Source organism: Pseudomonas sp. XWY-1 (assembly GCF_002953115.1).
Lineage (GTDB): Bacteria > Pseudomonadota > Gammaproteobacteria > Pseudomonadales > Pseudomonadaceae > Aquipseudomonas > Aquipseudomonas alloputida.
In genome coordinates, this window is record NZ_CP026332.1 from 4,857,577 (window position 1) to 4,877,924 (window position 20,348).

Genomic DNA, 20,348 nt, shown 5'->3' on the forward strand with positions numbered 1-20,348 from the left:
TGATACAGCGTTTTGGCGGGGGCCTGTTTTAGATAGGGGCATTTTCACTGAGTTCAAGGCTTGGCAACATGAAAGCTATCGAGAACCAGTCTTGTCTTTGGCTGCCTGTGCCGGCCCCTTCGCGGGTGAACCCGCTCCTACGAGGTATCGATAGCCCTGGTAGGAGCGGGTTCACCCGCGAAGAGGCCGGTACAGGCAACGGAGATGTTAGACTGTGCCCACGTCACCTCACGCGTACCCCCATGGCCTACAAACCCTCCCCCGCCCAGCCGCCCTCCGCCCTGCTGCGCCAGGTGCGCCCGCTGCGCCTGCTGCTGAACCAGGCCGAGCGCCTGGAGCACTTGCAGCGCCTGCTGGAAAGCCAGTTGCAACCGGCTGCCCGCGAGCACTGCCATGTGGCGTCCTGGCGCGATGGTACTTTGTTGCTGGTGGTTACCGACGGCCATTGGGCCACCCGCCTGCGCTACCAGCAGAAGCGCTTGTTGGCGGCACTGCAGGCCATGGAAGCATTCGGCAACCTCAGGCGCATCCTGTACAAGGTGCAGCCGCCGCTGGTGCCGGCCAAGCGGGGCGGGCATGCTGCCGAGCTTTCGAACAGCGCGGCCGAGAGCCTGCGCGACACCGCCGAAGGCATTACCGACCCCAAACTGCGCGCAGCACTGGAACGGTTGGCCGCCCACGCCCAGGGCAAGCCATAAAAAAGGCCACCCGAAGGTGGCCTTAATGAACTAGAGAGTGTTCGAACTTACACGGCCGCAACAGGGCGCATGTACGAGATCGGTGCCGTACTGGCATCTTCGAAAGTGACCACTTCCCAGGCATCGGTTTCAGCAATCAGCTTGCGCAACAGCTGGTTGTTCAGCGCGTGGCCGGACTTGAAGCCCTTGAACTCGCCGATCAGGCTGTTGCCCAGCAGGTACAGATCGCCGATGGCGTCGAGGATCTTGTGCTTGACGAATTCGTCTTCGTAACGAAGGCCGTCTTCGTTCAGCACGCCGTCCTCATCGACCACGATGGCGTTCTCGACACTGCCACCCAACGCAAGGTTGTGCTTGCGCAGGTACTCGATGTCACGCATGAAACCAAAAGTACGCGCGCGGCTGACTTCCTTCACGAACGACGTGCTGGAAAAGTCGACGCTGGCGCTCTGGGTCCGGTTGCGAAGCACCGGGTGATCGAAATCGATCTCGAAGCTCACCTTGAAACCTTCGAAAGGCAGGAACGTGGCGCGCTTGTCGCCCTCTTCCACGGTTACCTCACGCAGGATGCGGATGAACTTCTTGGCTGCGTCCTGTTCTTCCAGGCCGGCAGACTGAATCAGGAATACAAAAGGACCGGCGCTGCCATCCATGATCGGCACTTCCGAGGCGGAGAGCTCGACGTAGGCGTTATCGATGCCCAGACCCGCCATGGCGGAGAGCAGGTGCTCGACCGTATCGACCTTGACGTCACCGTTGACCAGCGTCGTCGACATGGTTGTCTCGCCGACGTTGGCCGCACGCGCAGGAATCTCGACCACAGGGTCGAGGTCGGCGCGGCGGAAGACGATGCCGGTGTCAACAGGTGCAGGCTTGAGGGTCAGGTAAACCTTCTCCCCGGAGTGCAGACCGACACCTGTGGCACGGATGGTATTCTTCAGGGTGCGTTGTTTAATCATGGCATTGGCCGCTTCAGCGCAAATTGCGAACAGGTATCAACAAAGGCTAGGGATGATAACAGACCCAACCTTTGATGAATACCAATCACCTTTATACCCCTGATAAATTCCATTAATCAGCCTGACGACGCAGGAATGCCGGGATATCGAGGTAGTCCAGGTCATCCTGAGGGTTCAGTTTAGCGGCTGCGGCAGCACCTGCATGCGCCTGGTTGCGCATGACGGTCGGGCGCTCCAGGTCACGGTAGTTGACCGCTGGCTGCTCCTGGCGCACCGGCGCAGGATTGGACGCTTCGTACGCCTGCTGGGCAGTCTGCAGGGTATTGTCGACCACCTTCACAGGCTTCTCGATGCGTGCGCCCAGACCAGTGGCCACCACGGTCACGTGCAGTTCGTCGCGCATGTCCGGGTCGATCACGGTGCCGACCTTGACCATCGCGTGGTCGGAGGCGAAGGCTTCGATGATGCTACCCACGTCGGAGTACTCACCCAGCGACAGGTCCGGGCCTGCGGTGATGTTCACCAGGATACCGCGGGCGCCCTGCAGGTTGACGTCTTCCAGCAGCGGGTTACGGATAGCTGCCTCGGTGGCTTCACGCGCACGGTTCGGGCCGCTGGCGCAACCAGTACCCATCATGGCCATGCCCATTTCACCCATCACGGTGCGCACGTCGGCGAAGTCGACGTTGATCATGCCGGGGCGCTTGATGATGTCGGAGATACCGCGTACGGCACCGGCCAGGACATCGTCAGCCTTGGCGAAAGCGGACAGCAGGCTGGCATCCTTGCCCAGGATGGTCAGCAGCTTCTCGTTGGGGATGGTGATCAACGAGTCGACGCTTTCAGCCAGCATGCGGATGCCTTCATCGGCGATCTGCATGCGCTTGCGGCCTTCGAACGGGAACGGACGGGTCACCACTGCGACGGTGAGGATACCCATTTCCTTGGCCACTTCGGCAATGATTGGCGCTGCACCGGTACCGGTACCGCCGCCCATGCCAGTGGTGATGAACACCATGTTGGTGCCCTGCAGCACTTCAGCGATGCGCTCACGGTCTTCCAGCGCGGCCTGACGGCCGACTTCCGGATTGGCACCGGCACCCAGGCCTTTGGTCACGCCAGTGCCCAATTGCAGGATGGTGCGCGCGCCAATGTTTTTCAGCGCCTGGGCATCGGTGTTGGCGCAGATGAATTCCACGCCTTCGATGCTGCTCTTGACCATGTGATTGACGGCGTTGCCGCCACCACCACCAACGCCGATCACTTTAATGACCGGACTTTGCGGGACGTTGTCTACGAGCTCGAACATTTTCCCTCTCCTTACAGTTCTCTAGTTGTTGCGCCTACCACTACTGCTTTGAAACTTAGAAGTTGCCCTGGACCCACTTCTTGAAGCGTTCAAGCACTGGGGCCTTCGGTTCATCGCCATAGCTGTTGCTGCTGCTGTTGCTGTTACCGGTCAGGGCCAAGTCCTCGGACTGCTTCAGCAGGCCGTAGGTGAGCAAGCCCACACCAGTGGAATAGATCGGGTTGCGCACCACGTCGCTCAGCCCCCGAACGCTGTGCGGCACGCCCAGGCGTACCGGCATGTGGAAAATTTCCTCGGCCAGTTCGACGGCGCCTTCCATCTTCGCGGTGCCGCCGGTGAGGACGATGCCGGCGGGCACCAGGTCTTCGTAGCCACTGCGGCGCAGTTCGGCCTGGATCAGGGTGAAGAGCTCGTCGTAACGTGGCTCCACCACCTCGGCCAGGGCCTGGCGCGACAGCTCGCGCGGTGGGCGATCGCCGACGCTCGGCACCTTGATGGTCTCGCCAGCGCCAGCCAGTTTGGCCAGGGCACAGGCGTAGCGGATCTTGATTTCTTCGGCGTACTGGGTCGGGGTACGCAGGGCCATGGCGATGTCGTTGGTCACCTGGTCGCCAGCAATCGGGATGACCGCCGTGTGGCGGATGGCACCCTCGGTGAAGATGGCGATGTCGGTGGTGCCGCCACCGATGTCCACCAGGCACACGCCCAGCTCTTTTTCATCATCGGTCAGCACCGAGTAGGCCGAAGCCAGCTGCTCGAGGATGATGTCGTCGATTTCCAGGCCGCAGCGGCGCACACACTTCTCGATGTTCTGGGCGGCGTTGACTGCGCAAGTGACCACGTGAACCTTGGCTTCCAGACGCACGCCAGACATGCCCAGCGGCTCGCGCACGCCTTCCTGGTTGTCGATCACGTAGTCCTGCGGCAAGGTGTGCAGCACGCGCTGGTCGGCCGGAATCGCCACGGCCTGGGCGGCGTCGAGTACGCGCTCCAGGTCGGCCAGGCTGACCTCGCGGTCACGGATGGCGACGATGCCGTGAGAGTTCAGGCTGCGGATGTGGTTACCGGCCACACCGACGAACGCCGAGTGGATACGGCAGCCGGCCATCAGCTGCGCCTCTTCCACGGCGCGCTGGATCGACTGCACGGTGGACTCGATGTTCACCACCACGCCTTTTTTCAGGCCACGGGACGGATGGGTGCCGATCCCGACGATTTCCAGGGTGCCGTCTTCGCCCACTTCGCCCACCAGCGCCACCACCTTGGAGGTGCCAATGTCCAGCCCGACGATCATTTTGCCGCTATGCGCGTTTGCCATGGTCCTGCCTCTCTCTAATTCTTCGCAACGGCGGGTTGGGCCGTCGTCGGTGCAATCGGTTCCCGCCAACCAACGGCAAGTCCGTTGGAATAACGCAGATCAATGCGGGCGATAGTGGTGATCTGGTCTTTGAGTGTCTTGTCGTAAATGGCAATGAAACGGCGCATCTTCTCCACCAGATGATCGCGCCCCAGCAGCAACTCGATGCCTGGCCCGGCACTGCTCGCACCGGTGGTCAGGAACCAGCTGCCTCGCTCGCGCAGCTCCAGGCGAGCGATGGAAAAGCCCAAGGGGCGCAGCATCTGGCTCAATACCTGATACTGCTGCATGACTTGTTGCTGAGCACGCTGCGGCCCGGCCAGCTGCGGCAGGTGCTCATAGTTGGCCAGCTCGCGCGGGGTGAAAGCCTGACCCTGGTTGTTGAGCAGGGCTGCGTCCCCCCAGCGTGCCACCGGCAGCTGCTCTTCAAGGCGGATCACCACCTCGTCGGGCCACACCCGGCGCACTTCGGCGTGGGCGATCCACGGCATCTGCTCGAGCTCGGCGCGCATCGCCGGCAGGTCGACGCTGAAGAAGCTCGCCGCCACGTAGGGCGCGATACGCTGCTGCACCGATTGCTGACTGATGTAGCTGAGGTCGCCCTGCACATCGATCTTGGTGATCGGGCGGTCGGCGTACGGCATCAGGCGAATGGCGCCCTCGTAGGCACCAAAGCCGGCCGCCACCAGCAACACCGGCCACAGCAAGCGCTTGAGGCCGCCCAGGCTTGGCCGGGGCAGGCGCGCCGATACGGGCTCGTCGGCCACCAGCCGGCTGGCACCACGCGGCACCGGCTTGCTACGGCCGGTAACGGGTTGCTGCTGACGTATCATCGCGCCTTGCATGGTTATTAACCTCGCGTCGCCACGCTTTCGGCCAGGATTGCCAGCACCAGTTGCTGGAAGTCCAGGCCAGCCGCGCGGGCCGCCATGGGCACCAGGCTATGATCTGTCATGCCTGGTGCGGTGTTGACTTCGAGCAGCCAGAACCGGCCCTGCTCGTCCTGCATCACGTCCAGCCGCCCCCAGCCTTCGATGCCAATGGCATCGCAGGCGCGCGCGGTCAGGTCGATCAGTTCCTGTTCCTTGACGCTATCCAGCCCGCACGGGATGCGGTACTGGGTATCGTTGGCGATGTACTTGGCGTCGTAGTCGTAGAACACGTGCGGCGTACCCAGGGCGATCGGCGGCAGCACCTGGCCGCGCAGTACCGCGATGGTGAACTCCGGGCCGTGGATCCACTGCTCCACCAGTACCTGGGAATCGTATTTGGCGGCGTCCTGCCAGGCGGCGACCAGTTCCTGGGCGCTGTTCACCTTGGCCATGCCGATGCTAGAGCCTTCATGGGCGGGTTTGACGATAAGCGGGAAGCCCAGTTCCGTACTGGCCTGCAAACAATCGCTTTCGCTCGCCAGCACCGCGTGGCGTGGCGTGGGAATGCCCAGGCTCTGCCACACCTGCTTGGTGCGCAGCTTGTCCATCGCCAGCGCCGAAGCCAGGATGCCGCTGCCGGTGTAGGGGATGCCCAGGCACTCCAGCAAACCTTGCATGCTCCCGTCTTCACCGCCACGGCCGTGGAGGATGATGAAGGCGCGGTCAATCTTCTCGCTCTGCAGGCGTGCGAGCAGGTCGTCACCGACGTCGATGGCAACCACGTCGACGCCGGCAGTGCTCAGCGCATCGATCACTGCGGCGCCGGATTTCAGCGACACTTCACGCTCGGCGCTCTTGCCACCGTACAGCACGGCGACGCGACCGAACGCCTTGACGTCCAGGGTCGAGTGCAGCTTGTCGTAGGCGCTGGTCATTTCGACTTCTCCTGCTTGGCGCCTGCGAACAGCGGGCTTTTCATCAACTGGGGAGCCAGGCCGCCGACATCACCGGCACCCTGGCAGAGCAGGATGTCGCCAGCGCGCAGCAGTGGCTTGACCAGCGGTGCCAGTTCGGCGCCGCGCTCGATGTAGATCGGGTCCAGCTTGCCGCGCTGGCGGATGCTGTGGCACAGCTGACGGCTGTCGGCACCGGGGATCGGCTCTTCGCCGGCCGGGTAGACCTCCATCAGCAGCAGCACGTTGGCATCGCCCAACACCTGGACGAAATCGTCGTACAGGTCGCGGGTGCGGCTGTAGCGGTGCGGCTGGTAGACGATCACCAGGCGGCGGCTTGGCCAGCCACCGCGCACAGCCTTGATCACCGCCGCCACTTCGGTGGGGTGATGACCGTAGTCGTCGACCAACATCACACTGCCGCCTTCGACCGGCAGCTCGCCGTATACCTGGAAGCGACGACCGACACCCTGGAAGCCGGACAGGCCCTGGACGATGGCCTCGTCAGTAATGCCTTCGTCAGTGGCGATGGCGATGGTAGCCAGGGCGTTGAGCACGTTGTGGTTGCCGGGCATGTTCACCGAAACCTCCAACGGCTCGCGGTCACGGCGCAGCACGGTGAAGTGGGTCTGCATGCCCTGCTGACGCACATTGATGGCGCGGATGTCGGCCTCTTCGCTGAAGCCGTAGGTCACGGTCGGGCGCTTCACCTGCGGCAGGATCTCGCGAACCACCGGGTCGTCCAGGCACATCACTGCCAGCCCATAGAACGGCAAGTTGTGCAGGAACTCGACAAAGGTTTTCTTCAGCTTGTTGAAGTCACCTTCGTAGGTCGCCATGTGGTCGGCATCGATGTTGGTGACAACCGCCACCATCGGCTGCAGGTGCAGGAAGCTGGCATCGCTTTCGTCTGCTTCAGCGATCAGGTAGCGGCTGGTGCCCAGCTGCGCATTGGTGCCGGCAGCGGTAAGGCGGCCACCGATGACGAAGGTCGGGTCCAGGCCACCGGCGGCGAACACTGAAGCCAGCAGGCTGGTTGTGGTGGTCTTGCCGTGAGTACCGGCAACGGCCACGCCATGGCGGTAACGCATCAGCTCGGCGAGCATCTCGGCACGCGGCACCACCGGAATGCGCCGCTCCAGTGCGGTGGCAACTTCCGGGTTGGCCGGGTTGATGGCGCTGGACACCACCAGCACATCGGCGGTGGCAGCGTTCTCGGCGCGGTGGCCGACGAAGATCTCAGCGCCGAAGGACTCCAGGCGCTCGGTAACCGGCGAGGCTTTAAGGTCCGAACCGGACACTTCATAGCCCAGGTTCAGCAACACTTCGGCAATACCGCACATGCCCACGCCGCCGATGCCGACGAAGTGAATGCGGCGAATACGGCCCATCTTCGGTTGGGGCATGGCTTTCTGGCTCTCAACCATGGGCCACCTCCAGGCAGATATCGACCACGGTGCTGGTTGCAGCAGGTTTGGCCAGGCGCCGTGCGGTGCCAGCCATGACGTTGAGTTTCTCGGGTTGCATCAGCACCTCGTTCAGGCGTTCAGCGAGTTGCGCTGCGCCAGTTGTCGCTTGTGGCATCAGGAAGGCAGCGCCTTCGCGGGCCAGATATTGGGCGTTGTGGGTCTGGTGATCGTCGATCGCGTGGGGCAAAGGCACCAGCATCGAAGGCAGGCCTGCTGCTGCCAGTTCGCTGACAGTCAAGGCACCGGCCCGGCACACCACCAGGTCGGCCCAGCCATAAGCCTGGGCCATGTCTTTGATGAAAGGCTCTACCTGAGCCGCGACGCCCGCCTCGTGATAACGCTCGGCGGTAATCGGTGCGTGCTGCTTGCCGGCCTGGTGGAACACCTCTGGCCGCAGCGCCGCGGGCACCTCGGACAGGGCCTTAGGCAACAATTTGTTCAATGGTTCCGCACCCAGGCTGCCCCCCAGCACCAACAGGCGTGCGCGGCGCTCGCCCAAAGGCGTGCGTTGCGCGTCCATGAAGAGCTCCGGACGCACCGGGTTGCCGGTGGTGCGACGTTTGTCGCTGGCCTCGAAGGTGTTCGGGAAAGCTTCGCAGACCCGGGCCGAGAGTGGCACCAGCAACCGATTGGCGGTACCGGCCCTGGCGTTCTGCTCATGGATCACCAGTGGCACGCCGCACAGCCGCGCGGCCATGCCGCCGGGGCCGGTCACATAGCCGCCAAAGCCCAGGACACATACGGGCTTGAGCTGGCGAATGATGCGCCGTGCCTGCAGTACGGCCTTGACCAAGGTGAAAGGCGCCTTGAGCAACGACAGCTTGCCCTTGCCGCGCAAGCCGCTGACCTGAATCAGATGCAATGGCAAACCCGCCTGCGGCACCAGCTCGTTCTCGATGCCACGCGGGGTGCCCAGCCAGTGCACGCTGTAACCGCGCGCCTGGAACTCACGGGCGCAGGCCAGCGCCGGGAATACGTGCCCCCCGGTGCCGCCGGCCATGATCAACACATTTTTGCCTTCAGCGGCCATGACTGGTCTCCTCGGCAAAATCGCTTTCGCTGAATTCGTGCTCCTCACTGCCCAGGTGCGTGCGGCTTTCCCACTCGATGCGCAGCAACAGGCCCACGCAGGCGCAGCAGATCACCAGCGAGCTCCCCCCGTAACTGAGAAACGGCAGGGTCAGGCCCTTGGTCGGCAGCAGGCCGACGTTCACACCGATGTTGATCAGGAACTGGCCAATCCACAGGAAAGCCAGGCCGAACGCCATGTAGGCGGCAAAGAACTGTTTGGCCTTCTCGGCCCACAGGCCGATGTACAGGGCGCGCACGGTGACGAACACGAACAGCGCGACGGTCAGCAGCGAGCCAACCACGCCCAGTTCTTCCGCCAGGACCGAGAACACGAAGTCGGTGTGCGCTTCAGGCAGGTAGAACTGCTTCTGCACGCTGTTGCCCAGGCCAACGCCCAGCCACTCGCCACGGCCGAAGGCAATCAGTGCCTGGGTCAGCTGGTAGCCCGAGCCGAACTGATCGGCCCAAGGGTCGGTGAAGGTAATAAGGCGCGCCATCCGGTAGGGCTGCGCCTGCACCAGAACAAATACCGCCAGCACCGCCAGCACCACCATCAGGCTGAAGCGGAACAGCCCCACCCCTCCTAAAAACAACATGGCCGCCGCCGCGCCCATCATCACCACCGTGGCGCCGAAGTCCGGTTCCATCAGCAGCAAGGCGGCCATGGGCAGCAGCACGATGAACGGCTTGAAGAAGCCCATCCAGGTTTCGCGCACCTCGGTCTGTCGGCGTACCAGGTAGCCGGCCAGGTAGATGACCACGAACACCTTGGCGATTTCCGAAGGCTGCACGTTGAAGAAGCTGAAACCGATCCAGCGCATGGAGCCGTTGACCTCACGGCCGATACCCGGCACCAGCACCAGTACCAGCAAGCCGAAGGCGCCAAGCAGCATCATGAAGCCCATGCGCTGCCAAGTGGCGATCGGCACCAGGATGGTTGCCCCGCAGGCCACCAGACCAAGGAACACGTACACCAGGTGGCGGAACATGTGATACAGCGGGTTGCCGGACTGTACCGCAGCCACTTCCGAGGAGGCCGAAGTGATCATCACCAGGCCCAGGCCCAGCAAGGCCAGGCAACCGGCCAGCATCGGGAAGTCCAGGTCGATGCCACGGCCGCTGATCAGCGGCGACGGGTAGGGTTTGAAGATGCCGAAGATCATGCAAGACCTCCCGCTGCCTGGGCGAACAGGCGTCCCCGTTCCTCGAAGTTCTTGAACATGTCGAGGCTGGCGCATGCTGGCGACAGCAGCACGGCATCGCCGGCCTGGGCCAGCTCGGCACACTGCTGTACGGCATCGTCAAGGGTCTTGACCCGAACCAGTGGCACGGCATCGCCCAAGGCCTCGGCCAGGCGCTCGGCATCACGGCCAAGCAATACCACGGCGCGGCAGAAACGCTTGACCGGCTCGCGCAGCGCAGTGAATTCAGCACCTTTGCCGTCACCACCGGCGATCAGCACCAACTTGCCTTCGATATCGGCGCCCAGGCCTTCGATGGCGGCCAGGGCTGCACCGACGTTGGTGGCCTTGGAATCGTCGTACCAGTTCACGCCATTACGCTCGCGTACCCACTGGCACCGGTGGGCCAGGCCACCGAATTCGCGCAGGGCCTCGAGCATGGGCTCGAACGGCAGGCCTGCAGCATGCCCCAGGGCCAGCGCCGCCAGGGCGTTACTCTGGTTGTGAGCACCGCGAACCTTCAGTTCGCGCGCCGGCATCAGCGTCTGGAACTCGAACGCCAGGTATTTCTCACCGTCCACTTCACGCAGGCCAAACGCTTTGAAGTCGGGCGGGTTGAGGCCGAAGGTCCAGCATGGACGGCCTTCCACCGGCAGCGGCCGGCTCAGGGCATCCTGGCGGTTGACCACCACCTGGCGGGCACCGCGGAAAATCCGGTGCTTGGCCAGGTGGTAGGCCGGAAGGCCGCTATAGCGGTCCATGTGGTCTTCGCTGATGTTCAGAACGGTCGCCACTTCGGCGTTGAGCTGGTCAGTGGTTTCCAGCTGGAAGCTGGAAAGCTCCAGCACGTACAGCTCGATGTCATCGGCCAGCAGGTCGAGGGCCGGGGTACCGAGGTTACCGCCCACGGCCACGCGTTTGCCGGCCTTGGCGGCCATTTCACCGACCAGCGTCGTGACGGTGCTCTTGGCGTTGGAACCACTGATGGCAACGATCGGCGCCTTGGCATGGCGAGCAAACAGCTCTATGTCGCCAGACAGCTTCACGCCACGCGCGGCAGCCTGCTGCAAGGCCGGCGTGGCCAAGGCCAGACCGGGGCTCACGTACAGCTCGTTGGCGCGGCACAGGAAGTCCACGTCCAGTTCACCACAGCGCACTTCCACCTGCGGGTAATCACGGCGCAGGGTTTCCAGTTCCGGCGGTTGCTCGCGGGTATCGGCGACCGCAAAGGCAATGCCCCGGCTCGCCAGGAAGCGAACCAGGGACATGCCGCTCTTGCCGAGGCCGACAACGATGCGGAATTGGTCGGAAGCGATCAAAGACACGCTCATCTACCTCAATTTCAGGGTTGCAAGGCCAATCAGTACCAGGATCACGGTGATGATCCAGAATCGGACGATCACCCGGGGCTCTGGCCAGCCCTTGAGTTCAAAGTGGTGATGAATCGGCGCCATGCGGAACACGCGCTTGCCGGTCAGCTTGAAGGAGGCGACCTGGATCACCACCGACAGGGTTTCCACCACGAAGATGCCGCCCATGATGAACAGCACGATTTCCTGGCGCACGATGACGGCGATGGTGCCCAGCGCGGCGCCCAGTGCCAGCGCGCCGACGTCGCCCATGAACACTTGCGCCGGGTAAGTGTTGAACCACAGGAAGCCCAGGCCGGCACCGATCAGCGCGCCGCAGAACACGATCAGCTCGCCCGAGCCCGGCACGTAGGGGATCAGCAGGTATTCGGCGAACTTCACGTTACCCGACAGGTAGCAGAAGATGCCCAGCGCGCCGCCGACCATCACCGTCGGCATGATTGCCAGGCCGTCAAGGCCATCGGTGAGGTTGACCGCGTTGCTCGAGCCGACAATGACGAAGTAGGTCAGTACGACGAAGCCGACGCCCAGCGGAATGGTGACATCCTTGATGAACGGCAGGATCAGCGTGGTCTCGACGCTGGTGGGCGCCGTCTTGTACAGGAACACCGCCGCCGCCAGGCCGAACACCGACTGCCAGAAGTACTTCCAGCGGCTCGGAAGGCCACGCGAGTTCTTTTCGATCACCTTGCGGTAGTCATCGACCCAGCCGATGGCACCGAACGCCAGGGTGACGATCAGCACAACCCATACATAGCGGTTGCTCAGGTCGGCCCACAGCAAGGTGCTGACGGCGATAGCCGACAGGATCAGCGCCCCACCCATGGTCGGGGTGCCGGACTTGGACAGGTGCGATTGCGGGCCGTCGTTACGCACGGCCTGGCCGATCTGGCGAATTTGCAGGGTACGGATCATCCAGGGGCCCAGCCACAGCGCCAGGGACAACGCGGTCAGTACACCAAGAATCCCGCGCAGGGACAGGTACTGAAAGACCGCGAAGCCTTTGTGGAACTGTTGCAGATACTCGGCCAACAGCAGCAGCATTAATGTTTCTCCCCGCTGGCACCGCACAATGCCGCCACGACGTTTTCCATCGCAGCGCTGCGCGAGCCCTTGATCAAGATAGTGGTGTCACTGGCATTCTCGGCGCTAACCGCATCGATCAGCTCAGCTTGAGTAGCGAAATGGCGGCCATTGGCGCCGAACGCCTTGACCGCATGTGTCATGTTGGAACCCACTGCGTACAGGGCGTCGACCTTGCCACGCGCGTAGTCACCCACCTGACGGTGGCCTTCTTCCGCCCATTGCCCCAATTCGCCGATATCCCCAAGCACCAGAACGGTGCGTCCGGAAAAGCCGGCGAGTATATCAATGGCTGCGCACATAGAGGTGGGATTTGCGTTGTAACTGTCGTCGATTACCCGTACCCCGTTCGGCGCGATCTGCGCCACGGTGCGCCCCTTGACCGGCTGCACCGCCGCCAGGCCGGCGGCGATGCCGCTCAGGCTCAGACCAACGGCATGTGCAGCGGCGGCGGCGGCCAGGGCATTGCTGACGTTGTGTTCACCCAGCACATTGAGTTGCACGGCTACCGTTTCACCGGCGCCATGCAGGGTGAAGGACGGGCAGCCACGGGCATCGCGACCAATGTCTGACGCGTGGAAATCGGCCTTCGGGTTGCTGCGTGCGAAACTGACGACCTTGTGCGCACCGGCACGCGCCTTCCAGATGTCAAAGGCTTTGTCGTCCAGGTTGAGGATGGCAATACCGCCCTGGCCCAGGCCTTCGAGAATCTCGCCCTTGGCTTCGACGATCTTGTCCGGGCCGCCGAATTCACCAACGTGGGCAGTACCGGCGTTGTTGATGATGACAACCTGCGGTTGCGTCAGGCCTACGGTGTAGCGGATTTCGCCAATGCGCGAGGCGCCCAGCTCGATCACTGCCGCGCTGTGCTCCGGGGCGATCTCCAGCAGTGTCAGCGGTGCACCGAGGTCATTGTTCAAGTTGCCGCGGGTGGCGTGCACCAGGCCACGGGTACGCAGGATGCTGGCGAGCATTTCCTTGACCGTGGTCTTGCCGCTGGAACCGGTAATGGCCACTACAGGCTTGTCGAAAGCCGCGCGGTTCAGGGCGCCGAGCTGACCCAGTGCTACCCGGCAATCCTTGACCAGCAACTGCGGCAGGTCGACACCAGCCACTTCACGCTCGACCAGGGCGGCTACTGCGCCTTTGGCTTTCACATCTGCCAGGTAGTCATGGCCATCGAAACGCGGGCCGGCCAGGGCGACAAACAGTTGCCCGGCGCTGACACTGCGGCTATCGATGCTGACGCCGGTGAACGTGGCGTCGCCACCGATGTGTTGACCCTTCAGTGCTGTGGTCAGCTGGCTGAGTGACAGCGGCTTAAGCATGTGGAGCCTCCCAGGCTGCAAGTGCCTTTTCGGCTTCGGTCAAATCGGAGAAATCATGGCGCTCGCCATTGATCTCCTGGTAATCCTCGTGCCCCTTGCCGGCCAGCACGATCACATCGTTGGCAGCAGCGGTGGCAATCAGGTGCGCGATGGCTTCGCCACGGCCGGCAACGAACTCGACGTCGTCAGGCCTGGTGAAACCGGGGCGGATATCATCGAAGATGCGCAACGGATCTTCAGTACGCGGGTTGTCGTCGGTGACCAGTACGCGGTCGGCCAGGCGCTCGGCCACTTCGGCCATCAGCGGGCGCTTGCCGCGATCACGGTCACCGCCGCAGCCGAACAGGCACAACAGCTTGCCATGAGCGTGCGGGCGCAGGGCCTCGAGTACCTTTTCAAGTGCATCCGGTGTGTGCGCGTAGTCGACCACCACCAGCGGCTTGTCGCCGCCACCCAGGCGCTGCATGCGGCCTACCGGCCCCTGCAGTTGCGGCGTGACCTTGAGGATCTCGTCCAGCGCATAGTCGAGCGCCAGCAGGGTCGCCACAGCGGCAAGCATGTTGCTCAGGTTGAAGCGGCCCAGCAGTTGGCTGCGCAAGATACGCTCACCTTGGGCGGTGACGATCGTGGCGCGCACGCCATCATCACTGAACACGGCTTCGCGGCAGAACAGCGAGGCTTCAGGGTTTTCCAGGCTGTAGCTCAGCAGCCGGGTTTCGATATGGTCGACACTCGGGCGACGCGCGAAGTCGGCGGCCAGACGACGACCAAACCCGTCATCCAGGTTGACCACCTGGCAACGCAGGCTCGGCCAGGCGAACAGCTTGGCCTTGGCGGCCTCATAGGCTTCCATGCTGCCGTGATAGTCGAGGTGGTCGCGGGACAGGTTGGTCATCACCGCGATGTCGAATTCCAGTGCGGCAACCCGGCCTTGCTCCAGGGCATGGGAAGACACTTCCATGGCCACGGCCTTGGCGCCGCCTTTCTTGAGGTCGTTGAGGGTCGATTGCACGGCAATCGGGTCCGGCGTGGTCAGGCGGCCGCTCTGCAACTCGCCGTAGAAACCGGTACCCAGGGTGCCAATCAGGCCGCAGCGCTGGCCAAGCAGGTCGAGCGCCTGGGCGACCAGTTGGGTAACACTTGTCTTGCCGTTGGTGCCGGTCACGCCGACCAGATTCAACTGGCGGCTCGGTTCACCGTAGAAGCGCCCGGCGATATCTGACAGCTGAGCGATCAGGCCTTTGACCGGAATCAGGGGCACATCGGTCAGCGGCAGCACGTTGGCGCCCTGCTCTTCATAGGCCACGGCAGCAGCACCACGGGCCAGGGCATCGGCGATATGCTCGCGACCATCGACCTTGGCACCCGGCACCGCCAGGAACAAGTCACCCGGGCGCACACTACGGCTGTCCAGGGTCAGCTCACGAATCAACGGATCACGGCTGGCATGGGCGAAAAGTTTGCTTAATGGCATTGTCATCATCCACGCCCTCCCTTGGCGGCTGCTGCATTGACTTGTGATGGCACGGCTGGTGCCGGTGGCGGCAGGTTGTCTGGCGGCACGTTCATCAGGCGCAGGGTGCCGGACATGACGTTGCTGAATACAGGCGCCGAAACCAGGCCACCGAAGTAACCACCCTTTCTTGGCTCGTCGATGACCACGACGATGGCGTAGCGCGGGTCACTCATTGGCCCGAAGCCGGCAAACAGCGAGCGGTAGGCGTTTTCGGTGTACCCCTTGGCACCCACGGTGGCCTTACGCGCGGTGCCGGACTTGCCGGCCACGTGATAGAACGGCACCTGGGCACGGAAGACGCCACGCGGCGCTTCGATCACCTGCTGCAGCATGCCCTGAACGGTTTCGGCGACTTCCTTCGGAATGGCCTGCACGGCTTCCGGCGTCTTGTCGACCTTGATGATCGACAGCGGCACCATCTTGCCGTCGTTGGCCAGCGCCGCGTAGGCATGCACCAGCTGCAGGGCGGTCACCGATACGCCGTAGCCATAGGACAGGGTGGCGGTCTCGGCCTTGCGCCACTCACGGTGGTTGGGCAGGTTGCCGACACGTTCGCCCGGGAAGCCAAGGCCGGTGTACTGGCCCAGGCCGACCTGGGACATGACCCGGTAGATGGCCTCGCCGCCGATGTCGAAGGCGATCTTGCTCATGCCAACGTTACTGGAGTTGATCAGGATGCCGGTCAAATCAAGAATCGGGCCCTCGCTGCGCGACACGTCCTTGATGGTGTAGCGGCCGATCTGCAGGCTGCCAGGGTACACCTCGACCTTGTCGGTCGGCTTCCAGCGGCCACTCTGCAGCGCCGCACTCATGGAGATCGGCTTGACCGTGGAGCCCGGCTCGAACACGTCGATGATCGCCCGGTTACGCATGGCCGCCGGGAACATGCTACGGCGGTTGTTGGGGTTGTAGGTCGGCTGGTTGACCATGGCCAGGACCTCACCGGTCTTGACGTCCATGATCACCAGGCTGCCGGCCTTGGCGTCCTGTTCGGCAATGGCGTTGCGCAACTCGCGGGTAGCCAGGTACTGCAGGCGCAGGTCTATCGACAACGCCAAGGTCTTCCCGGCCTTGGCGTTCTTGGTTACCTGAATGTCCTTGATCAGCCGACCGCGCCGGTCCTTGATCACCTGACGCTTGCCGGGCACACCGGCCAGCCACTCGTCATAGGCCAGCTCCACCCCTTCACGACCGTGGTCGTCGAGGTCGGTAAAGCCGACCATGTGTGCAGTCACGTCACCGGCCGGATAGAAGCGGCGGAATTCTTCCAGGCCGTACACACCAGGCACTTTGAGGTCGAGCACGTGCTGGCCCTGCTCGGGGGTCAGCCCCCGGACCAGGTAGATGAACTCTTTGTTGGCCTGCTGGGTCAGGCGTTCGATCAACTGCTGCGGGTTTTGCCCCAGCGCTGCGGCCAATTGCGGCCAGCGTTCCTTGGAGGCCTGCATCTCTTTAGGGTTGGCCCACAACGTGGTGACCGGGGTACTCACGGCCAACGGCTCACCGTTGCGGTCGGTGATCAAGCCGCGGTGCGCCGGGATGGGGATGTGACGCAGGCTGCGTGCATCGCCCTGGCCCTTGAGGAAGTCACGGTCAACCACCTGGAGGTCGATGATGCGCCAGCAAATGGCGCCGACCATGATCGCCAGCAAGCCGATCACTACGCGGAAGCGCCACGGGTAGAGTGCGCCTTCGAGCTTCATCATGGCGCCACCATCCGGACTTCGTCAGCTGACGGCACGCGCATCTTCAACTGCTCGGAGGCCAGGCTCTCGATGCGGCTGGCAGCGGTCCAGGTACTCTGCTCAAGAATCAGCCGGCCCCATTCGGCCTGAGCCTTGTCGCGCTCGTTCAATTCACCGTACAGGGTGTTGAGCAGTTGACGGTTCCAGTGCGCACTGTAGGACACGGCAATGGCCGAAACCAGCACGCCGACGAACAGCAAAAGCATCAGGAAGCTTCCGCCTGGCAAGGGTTTGGCAAGTAGCCTGCTCACCGCAGCTTCTCCGCCACGCGCATCACGGCGCTACGCGACCGCGGGTTGGCCTTGAGCTCGGCCTCGGAGGCGAACTGAGCCTTGCCGATCAGCTTGATTTTCGGCTCGAAGGCCTTGTGCTGAACCGGCAGGTTACGCGGCAGGTTGTCGGCCTCACCCTTCACCAGCTTGCGCATGAACAGTTTGACGATACGGTCTTCCAGCGAGTGGAAGCTGATGACCGCCAGGCGACCACCGACTTCGAGCGCATCGAGCGCAGCCTCAAGGCCAGCCTCCAGGTCACCCAGCTCGTTGTTGACGTGAATGCGAAGGCCTTGGAAGGCTCGGGTAGCCGGGTTCTTGCCCTTTTCCCATGCAGGGTTGGCCACTTTGAGCACCTCCGCCAGGTCGGCGGTACGGGTGAAGGGCTGTTTTTCACGGCGCTCGACCACTGCACGCGCCATTCGCCCGGCAAAGCGCTCTTCGCCGTACTCCTTGAAGACGCGGGCGATTTCTTCCACGGGCGCAGTGGCGATGAACTCAGCGGCACTGATGCCCTGGTCCGGGTTCATGCGCATGTCCAGCGGGCCATCATTGAGGAAGCTGAAGCCACGCTCCGGGTCATCCAGCTGCGGCGAGGACACGCCCAGGTCCAGCAACACACCACTGACCTTGCCGTGCAGGCCGCGTGCTGCCACTTCTGCACCCAGCTCGGCAAAACTGCGCTGCACAATGACAAAGCGGCCGTCTTCGGCCGCCAGCGCTTGCCCCGTGGCAATCGCTTGTGGATCTTTGTCGAAGCCCAAGAGCCGCCCTTGCGGCCCGAGCTTGCTGAGAATCAGACGGCTGTGTCCGCCCCGGCCGAAAGTACCGTCCAGATAGCAACCGTCGGCGCGCAGGGCCAATGCCTCGACAGCTTCATCGAGCAGGACGGTAATGTGGTTGAAGCCGCTATCTATGGTCACAGGATCAGGTCACGCAATTCGTCGGGCATGGCGCCCGGTTGTTGAATAGCTGCAAGGTCAGCTGCCGAAACCGCGTTCCAGGCATCTTCATCCCACAGCTGGAATTTGTTCAGTTGCCCCACCAGCATCGCCTTCTTGTCGAGCTTGGCGTACTCACGCAGGCGGGGCGGCACCAGGAAACGCCCACTGCCATCGAGCTCCAGGTCAACCGCATTACCAATCAGCAAACGCTGGAGGCGGCGGTTTTCCTCACGCAACGATGGCAAGGCACGCAACTTGGCTTCTATCTGTTCCCACTCATCGAGGGGATAAACACACAAGCAGGGGTCTACGGCGTCAATGGTCACGATCAGTTGGCCATTGCAACGTGAGTCGAGCTCGTCACGGTACCGACTCGGCATGGCGAGACGGCCCTTGGCATCGAGGCTGACGGCGTTGGCTCCGCGGAACACGGCTGTGATTCCCCACAATGTTAGCTTTTTTGTGTCAGAAAACCCACTTCATCCCACTTTCTGCCACTTGCGCACACTATAGGAATCCGCCCGCAGCACCGTCAAGGCACGTTCATAAGGAAAAGCCTTACAGGACCGAGATTTAGCGCAACAAGGGAATGTGGAAGGACTGCCAGAGAGAAAAAAACACGAGAAAAATCAAACCCACGCAAGCGAATGGAGTTCGAAGTTAAAGTAATTTATTAAGAGTAAGATTTTTTCGGTATTACCAGAGAGGATCTGCTATCGATTCAAGCAGGGAAAGAAAGGTGGAGAGTCGATCTGTAAGCCGGGTTTTGTCGAGGACAGTCATTCCTCTACGACGGCCATCACTGGACGCCTCTAGCAACCTACCCGGTTCCGACGCGGGCCACGCCTGATGGAACCCTATTTGGTCTTGCTCCGAGTGGGGTTTACCTAGCCACGAACTGTTGCCAGCCGTGCGGTGCGCTCTTACCGCACCTTTTCACCCTTACCGGCACCGAAGTGCTTAGGCGGTTATTTTCTGTGGCACTTTCCGTAGGCTCACGCCTCCCAGGCGTTACCTGGCACTCCGCCCTGTGGAGCCCGGACTTTCCTCCCCCTGCTGCTCACACAACAAAAAGTTGCGGAACAAAAACAGGCAGCGACTGTCCGATCGACTCTCCGCCGCCAAGGTTACCGACACGCGGGCGCAAGAACAAGCGCTAACGGCATTTATATCAAACTGCCACTATTCGGCTTTCTGCTTTTCAAGGGCCAGTTGATACAACAGGTTCTTGCGCACCCCGGTAATTTCCGCTGCAAGCGCCGCCGCCCGCTTCAGTGGCAACTCAGCCAATAGCAGATCGAGCACGCGCTGTGCTTCGGCACTGATGGCCTGCTCGCCCTCCGGCGCACTCCAGCCGCCGACCAGCACCACGCATTCACCACGCTGCTGATTGCTGTCGCCGGCTACGAAGGCGCGCAACTCGGCCAGCGGCAAGCCCTTCAGGGTCTCGAAGGTCTTGGTCAGTTCGCGCGCCAGCAACGCCGGACGATCGCCACCAAATACCGCCTCCATGTCTTCAAGGCATTCCAGGATTCGATGCGGGGCTTCGTAGAAGATCAACGTGCGCGGCTCTTCCCTCACCTGCTCCAGGCGCGCCCGGCGCCCTGCCTGCTTGGCCGGCAGGAAGCCTTCGAAGATGAAGCGATCCGACGGCAGGCCTGCCGCCGAAAGCGCGGCGATCAAGGCACAGGCGCCCGGCACCGGCACCACGCTCACCCCCGCGGCCCGCGCCTGACGCACCAGGTGATAGCCCGGGTCGGAAATCAGAGGCGTGCCGGCATCGGAGACCAGCGCCACATTTTCACCCGCCAGCAGTTTGGAGAGGAAACGCCCGCCCTCGTCACGCTCGTTGTGCTCATGACAAGCGGCCAACGGCGTATCGATGCCAAAGTGTTGCAGCAGGCGGATCGAATGACGGGTGTCTTCGGCCGCGATCAGCGCCACGTCCGCCAGCACCTTCAGCGCCCGGGCGCTCATGTCGTCAAGGTTGCCGATGGGGGTTGCCACCACATACAGCGTCCCCACCGTGGATTTCGAAGCCCCTGCCACATCAGTCACTGCGCACACCTGTCATTCGGATCAAAGGCGCCATTGTAGCCCGAGCGCCTGCAACAGGGCGCAAAGAACTTCGCCGGCGATCAGGAACACGCCACCTATAGTGAAGGATCGACACAGCAACATCGCGCCCCGGCCAGTGCTTGGGTACAATTGCCGGCCAACT

At 62.8% G+C, this 20,348-nt stretch carries 18 protein-coding genes and 1 other RNA gene; 1 reads left to right on the plus strand and 18 read right to left on the minus strand.

Going from position 1 to position 20,348, the window contains the following annotated elements:
- Window positions 1-242: 242 nt before the first annotated feature.
- Window positions 243-698: a DUF721 domain-containing protein gene (locus PRJ_RS22710; RefSeq protein ID WP_003251875.1), complete on the plus strand. Its 456-nt coding sequence runs from the start codon at window positions 243-245 to the stop codon at window positions 696-698.
- A gap of 47 nt (window positions 699-745) precedes the next feature.
- Here the strand turns inward: PRJ_RS22710 and lpxC are convergent, their stop codons facing one another.
- From lpxC to rsmI, 18 genes are all read right to left on the minus strand, one after another.
- Entirely contained in the window at window positions 746-1,657 is a 912-nt protein-coding gene (gene lpxC, locus PRJ_RS22715) for a UDP-3-O-acyl-N-acetylglucosamine deacetylase (RefSeq protein ID WP_003251873.1), read from the minus strand.
- A 112-nt stretch (window positions 1,658-1,769) separates the two neighbouring features.
- Window positions 1,770-2,966: a cell division protein FtsZ gene (gene ftsZ / locus PRJ_RS22720; RefSeq protein WP_003251871.1), complete on the minus strand. Its 1,197-nt coding sequence runs from the start codon at window positions 2,964-2,966 to the stop codon at window positions 1,770-1,772.
- A 55-nt stretch (window positions 2,967-3,021) separates the two neighbouring features.
- On the minus strand, window positions 3,022-4,284 hold the full coding sequence (gene ftsA, locus PRJ_RS22725) for a cell division protein FtsA (RefSeq protein WP_003251867.1): 1,263 nt from the start codon (window positions 4,282-4,284) through the stop codon (window positions 3,022-3,024).
- Window positions 4,285-4,298: 14 nt separating this feature from the next.
- The gene (locus PRJ_RS22730) at window positions 4,299-5,168 is read right to left on the minus strand and encodes a cell division protein FtsQ/DivIB (RefSeq protein ID WP_003251865.1); all 870 of its coding nucleotides are present in this window, start codon (window positions 5,166-5,168) and stop codon (window positions 4,299-4,301) included.
- 5 nt (window positions 5,169-5,173) lie between these two features.
- The gene (locus tag PRJ_RS22735) at window positions 5,174-6,130 is read right to left on the minus strand and encodes a D-alanine--D-alanine ligase (RefSeq protein WP_014592278.1); all 957 of its coding nucleotides are present in this window, start codon (window positions 6,128-6,130) and stop codon (window positions 5,174-5,176) included.
- On the minus strand, window positions 6,127-7,575 hold the full coding sequence (gene murC / locus PRJ_RS22740) for a UDP-N-acetylmuramate--L-alanine ligase (protein WP_010952455.1): 1,449 nt from the start codon (window positions 7,573-7,575) through the stop codon (window positions 6,127-6,129). The genes PRJ_RS22735 and murC overlap by 4 nt, the downstream gene beginning before the upstream one ends.
- On the minus strand, window positions 7,568-8,647 hold the full coding sequence (gene murG, locus PRJ_RS22745) for an undecaprenyldiphospho-muramoylpentapeptide beta-N-acetylglucosaminyltransferase (protein WP_104962514.1): 1,080 nt from the start codon (window positions 8,645-8,647) through the stop codon (window positions 7,568-7,570). Before murG ends, murC begins: the two co-directional genes overlap by 8 nt.
- Window positions 8,637-9,851 carry a putative lipid II flippase FtsW gene (gene ftsW / locus PRJ_RS22750; RefSeq protein ID WP_020190051.1) on the minus strand — a complete coding sequence of 405 codons (1,215 nt, stop codon included), beginning with the start codon at window positions 9,849-9,851 and terminating at the stop codon, window positions 8,637-8,639. Before ftsW ends, murG begins: the two co-directional genes overlap by 11 nt.
- Window positions 9,848-11,194, minus strand: coding sequence for a UDP-N-acetylmuramoyl-L-alanine--D-glutamate ligase (murD, locus tag PRJ_RS22755; RefSeq protein WP_029615326.1), 1,347 nt, complete (start codon window positions 11,192-11,194; stop codon window positions 9,848-9,850). Before murD ends, ftsW begins: the two co-directional genes overlap by 4 nt.
- Before the next feature lie 6 nt (window positions 11,195-11,200).
- Window positions 11,201-12,283 (minus strand): phospho-N-acetylmuramoyl-pentapeptide-transferase, encoded by a 1,083-nt coding sequence (gene mraY / locus PRJ_RS22760; protein WP_003251852.1) that lies wholly within the window; start codon window positions 12,281-12,283, stop codon window positions 11,201-11,203.
- On the minus strand, window positions 12,283-13,650 hold the full coding sequence (murF, locus tag PRJ_RS22765; RefSeq protein ID WP_104962515.1) for a UDP-N-acetylmuramoyl-tripeptide--D-alanyl-D-alanine ligase: 1,368 nt from the start codon (window positions 13,648-13,650) through the stop codon (window positions 12,283-12,285). Before murF ends, mraY begins: the two co-directional genes overlap by 1 nt.
- Window positions 13,643-15,133: a UDP-N-acetylmuramoyl-L-alanyl-D-glutamate--2,6-diaminopimelate ligase gene (locus PRJ_RS22770; protein ID WP_177429901.1), complete on the minus strand. Its 1,491-nt coding sequence runs from the start codon at window positions 15,131-15,133 to the stop codon at window positions 13,643-13,645. Before PRJ_RS22770 ends, murF begins: the two co-directional genes overlap by 8 nt.
- Window positions 15,130-16,869, minus strand: a complete 1,740-nt coding sequence (locus PRJ_RS22775; RefSeq protein WP_162497240.1) for a penicillin-binding protein 2 — start codon at window positions 16,867-16,869, stop codon at window positions 15,130-15,132. Before PRJ_RS22775 ends, PRJ_RS22770 begins: the two co-directional genes overlap by 4 nt.
- Entirely contained in the window at window positions 16,869-17,162 is a 294-nt protein-coding gene (gene ftsL / locus PRJ_RS22780) for a cell division protein FtsL (RefSeq protein WP_003251845.1), read from the minus strand. Before ftsL ends, PRJ_RS22775 begins: the two co-directional genes overlap by 1 nt.
- Window positions 17,159-18,106, minus strand: coding sequence for a 16S rRNA (cytosine(1402)-N(4))-methyltransferase RsmH (gene rsmH / locus PRJ_RS22785; protein WP_014592285.1), 948 nt, complete (start codon window positions 18,104-18,106; stop codon window positions 17,159-17,161). Before rsmH ends, ftsL begins: the two co-directional genes overlap by 4 nt.
- On the minus strand, window positions 18,103-18,558 hold the full coding sequence (mraZ, locus tag PRJ_RS22790) for a division/cell wall cluster transcriptional repressor MraZ (protein WP_004575120.1): 456 nt from the start codon (window positions 18,556-18,558) through the stop codon (window positions 18,103-18,105). Before mraZ ends, rsmH begins: the two co-directional genes overlap by 4 nt.
- 308 nt (window positions 18,559-18,866) lie before the next feature.
- Window positions 18,867-19,242, minus strand: an RNA gene (gene rnpB, locus PRJ_RS22795) — RNase P RNA component class A.
- 67 nt (window positions 19,243-19,309) lie between these two features.
- Window positions 19,310-20,185, minus strand: a complete 876-nt coding sequence (gene rsmI / locus PRJ_RS22800; protein ID WP_014592287.1) for a 16S rRNA (cytidine(1402)-2'-O)-methyltransferase — start codon at window positions 20,183-20,185, stop codon at window positions 19,310-19,312.
- Between the last annotated feature and the right edge of the window lie 163 nt (window positions 20,186-20,348).

Bases quoted from the DNA above. Each gene is read 5' to 3' on its own strand.
- murG (WP_104962514.1), bottom strand. From the start codon at position 8,647: ATGGCCGCTGAAGGCAAAAATGTGTTGATCATGGCCGGCGGCACCGGG.
- ftsZ (WP_003251871.1), bottom strand. From the start codon at position 2,966: ATGTTCGAGCTCGTAGACAACGTCCCGCAAAGTCCGGTCATTAAAGTG.
- murF (WP_104962515.1), bottom strand. From the start codon at position 13,650: ATGCTTAAGCCGCTGTCACTCAGCCAGCTGACCACAGCACTGAAGGGT.
- lpxC (WP_003251873.1), bottom strand. From the start codon at position 1,657: ATGATTAAACAACGCACCCTGAAGAATACCATCCGTGCCACAGGTGTC.
- ftsA (WP_003251867.1), bottom strand. From the start codon at position 4,284: ATGGCAAACGCGCATAGCGGCAAAATGATCGTCGGGCTGGACATTGGC.
- PRJ_RS22735 (WP_014592278.1), bottom strand. From the start codon at position 6,130: ATGACCAGCGCCTACGACAAGCTGCACTCGACCCTGGACGTCAAGGCG.
- PRJ_RS22710 (WP_003251875.1), top strand. From the start codon at position 243: ATGGCCTACAAACCCTCCCCCGCCCAGCCGCCCTCCGCCCTGCTGCGC.
- ftsW (WP_020190051.1), bottom strand. From the start codon at position 9,851: ATGATCTTCGGCATCTTCAAACCCTACCCGTCGCCGCTGATCAGCGGC.
- mraY (WP_003251852.1), bottom strand. From the start codon at position 12,283: ATGCTGCTGCTGTTGGCCGAGTATCTGCAACAGTTCCACAAAGGCTTC.
- PRJ_RS22775 (WP_162497240.1), bottom strand. From the start codon at position 16,869: ATGAAGCTCGAAGGCGCACTCTACCCGTGGCGCTTCCGCGTAGTGATC.
- PRJ_RS22770 (WP_177429901.1), bottom strand. From the start codon at position 15,133: ATGATGACAATGCCATTAAGCAAACTTTTCGCCCATGCCAGCCGTGAT.
- PRJ_RS22730 (WP_003251865.1), bottom strand. From the start codon at position 5,168: ATGCAAGGCGCGATGATACGTCAGCAGCAACCCGTTACCGGCCGTAGC.
- murC (WP_010952455.1), bottom strand. From the start codon at position 7,575: ATGGTTGAGAGCCAGAAAGCCATGCCCCAACCGAAGATGGGCCGTATT.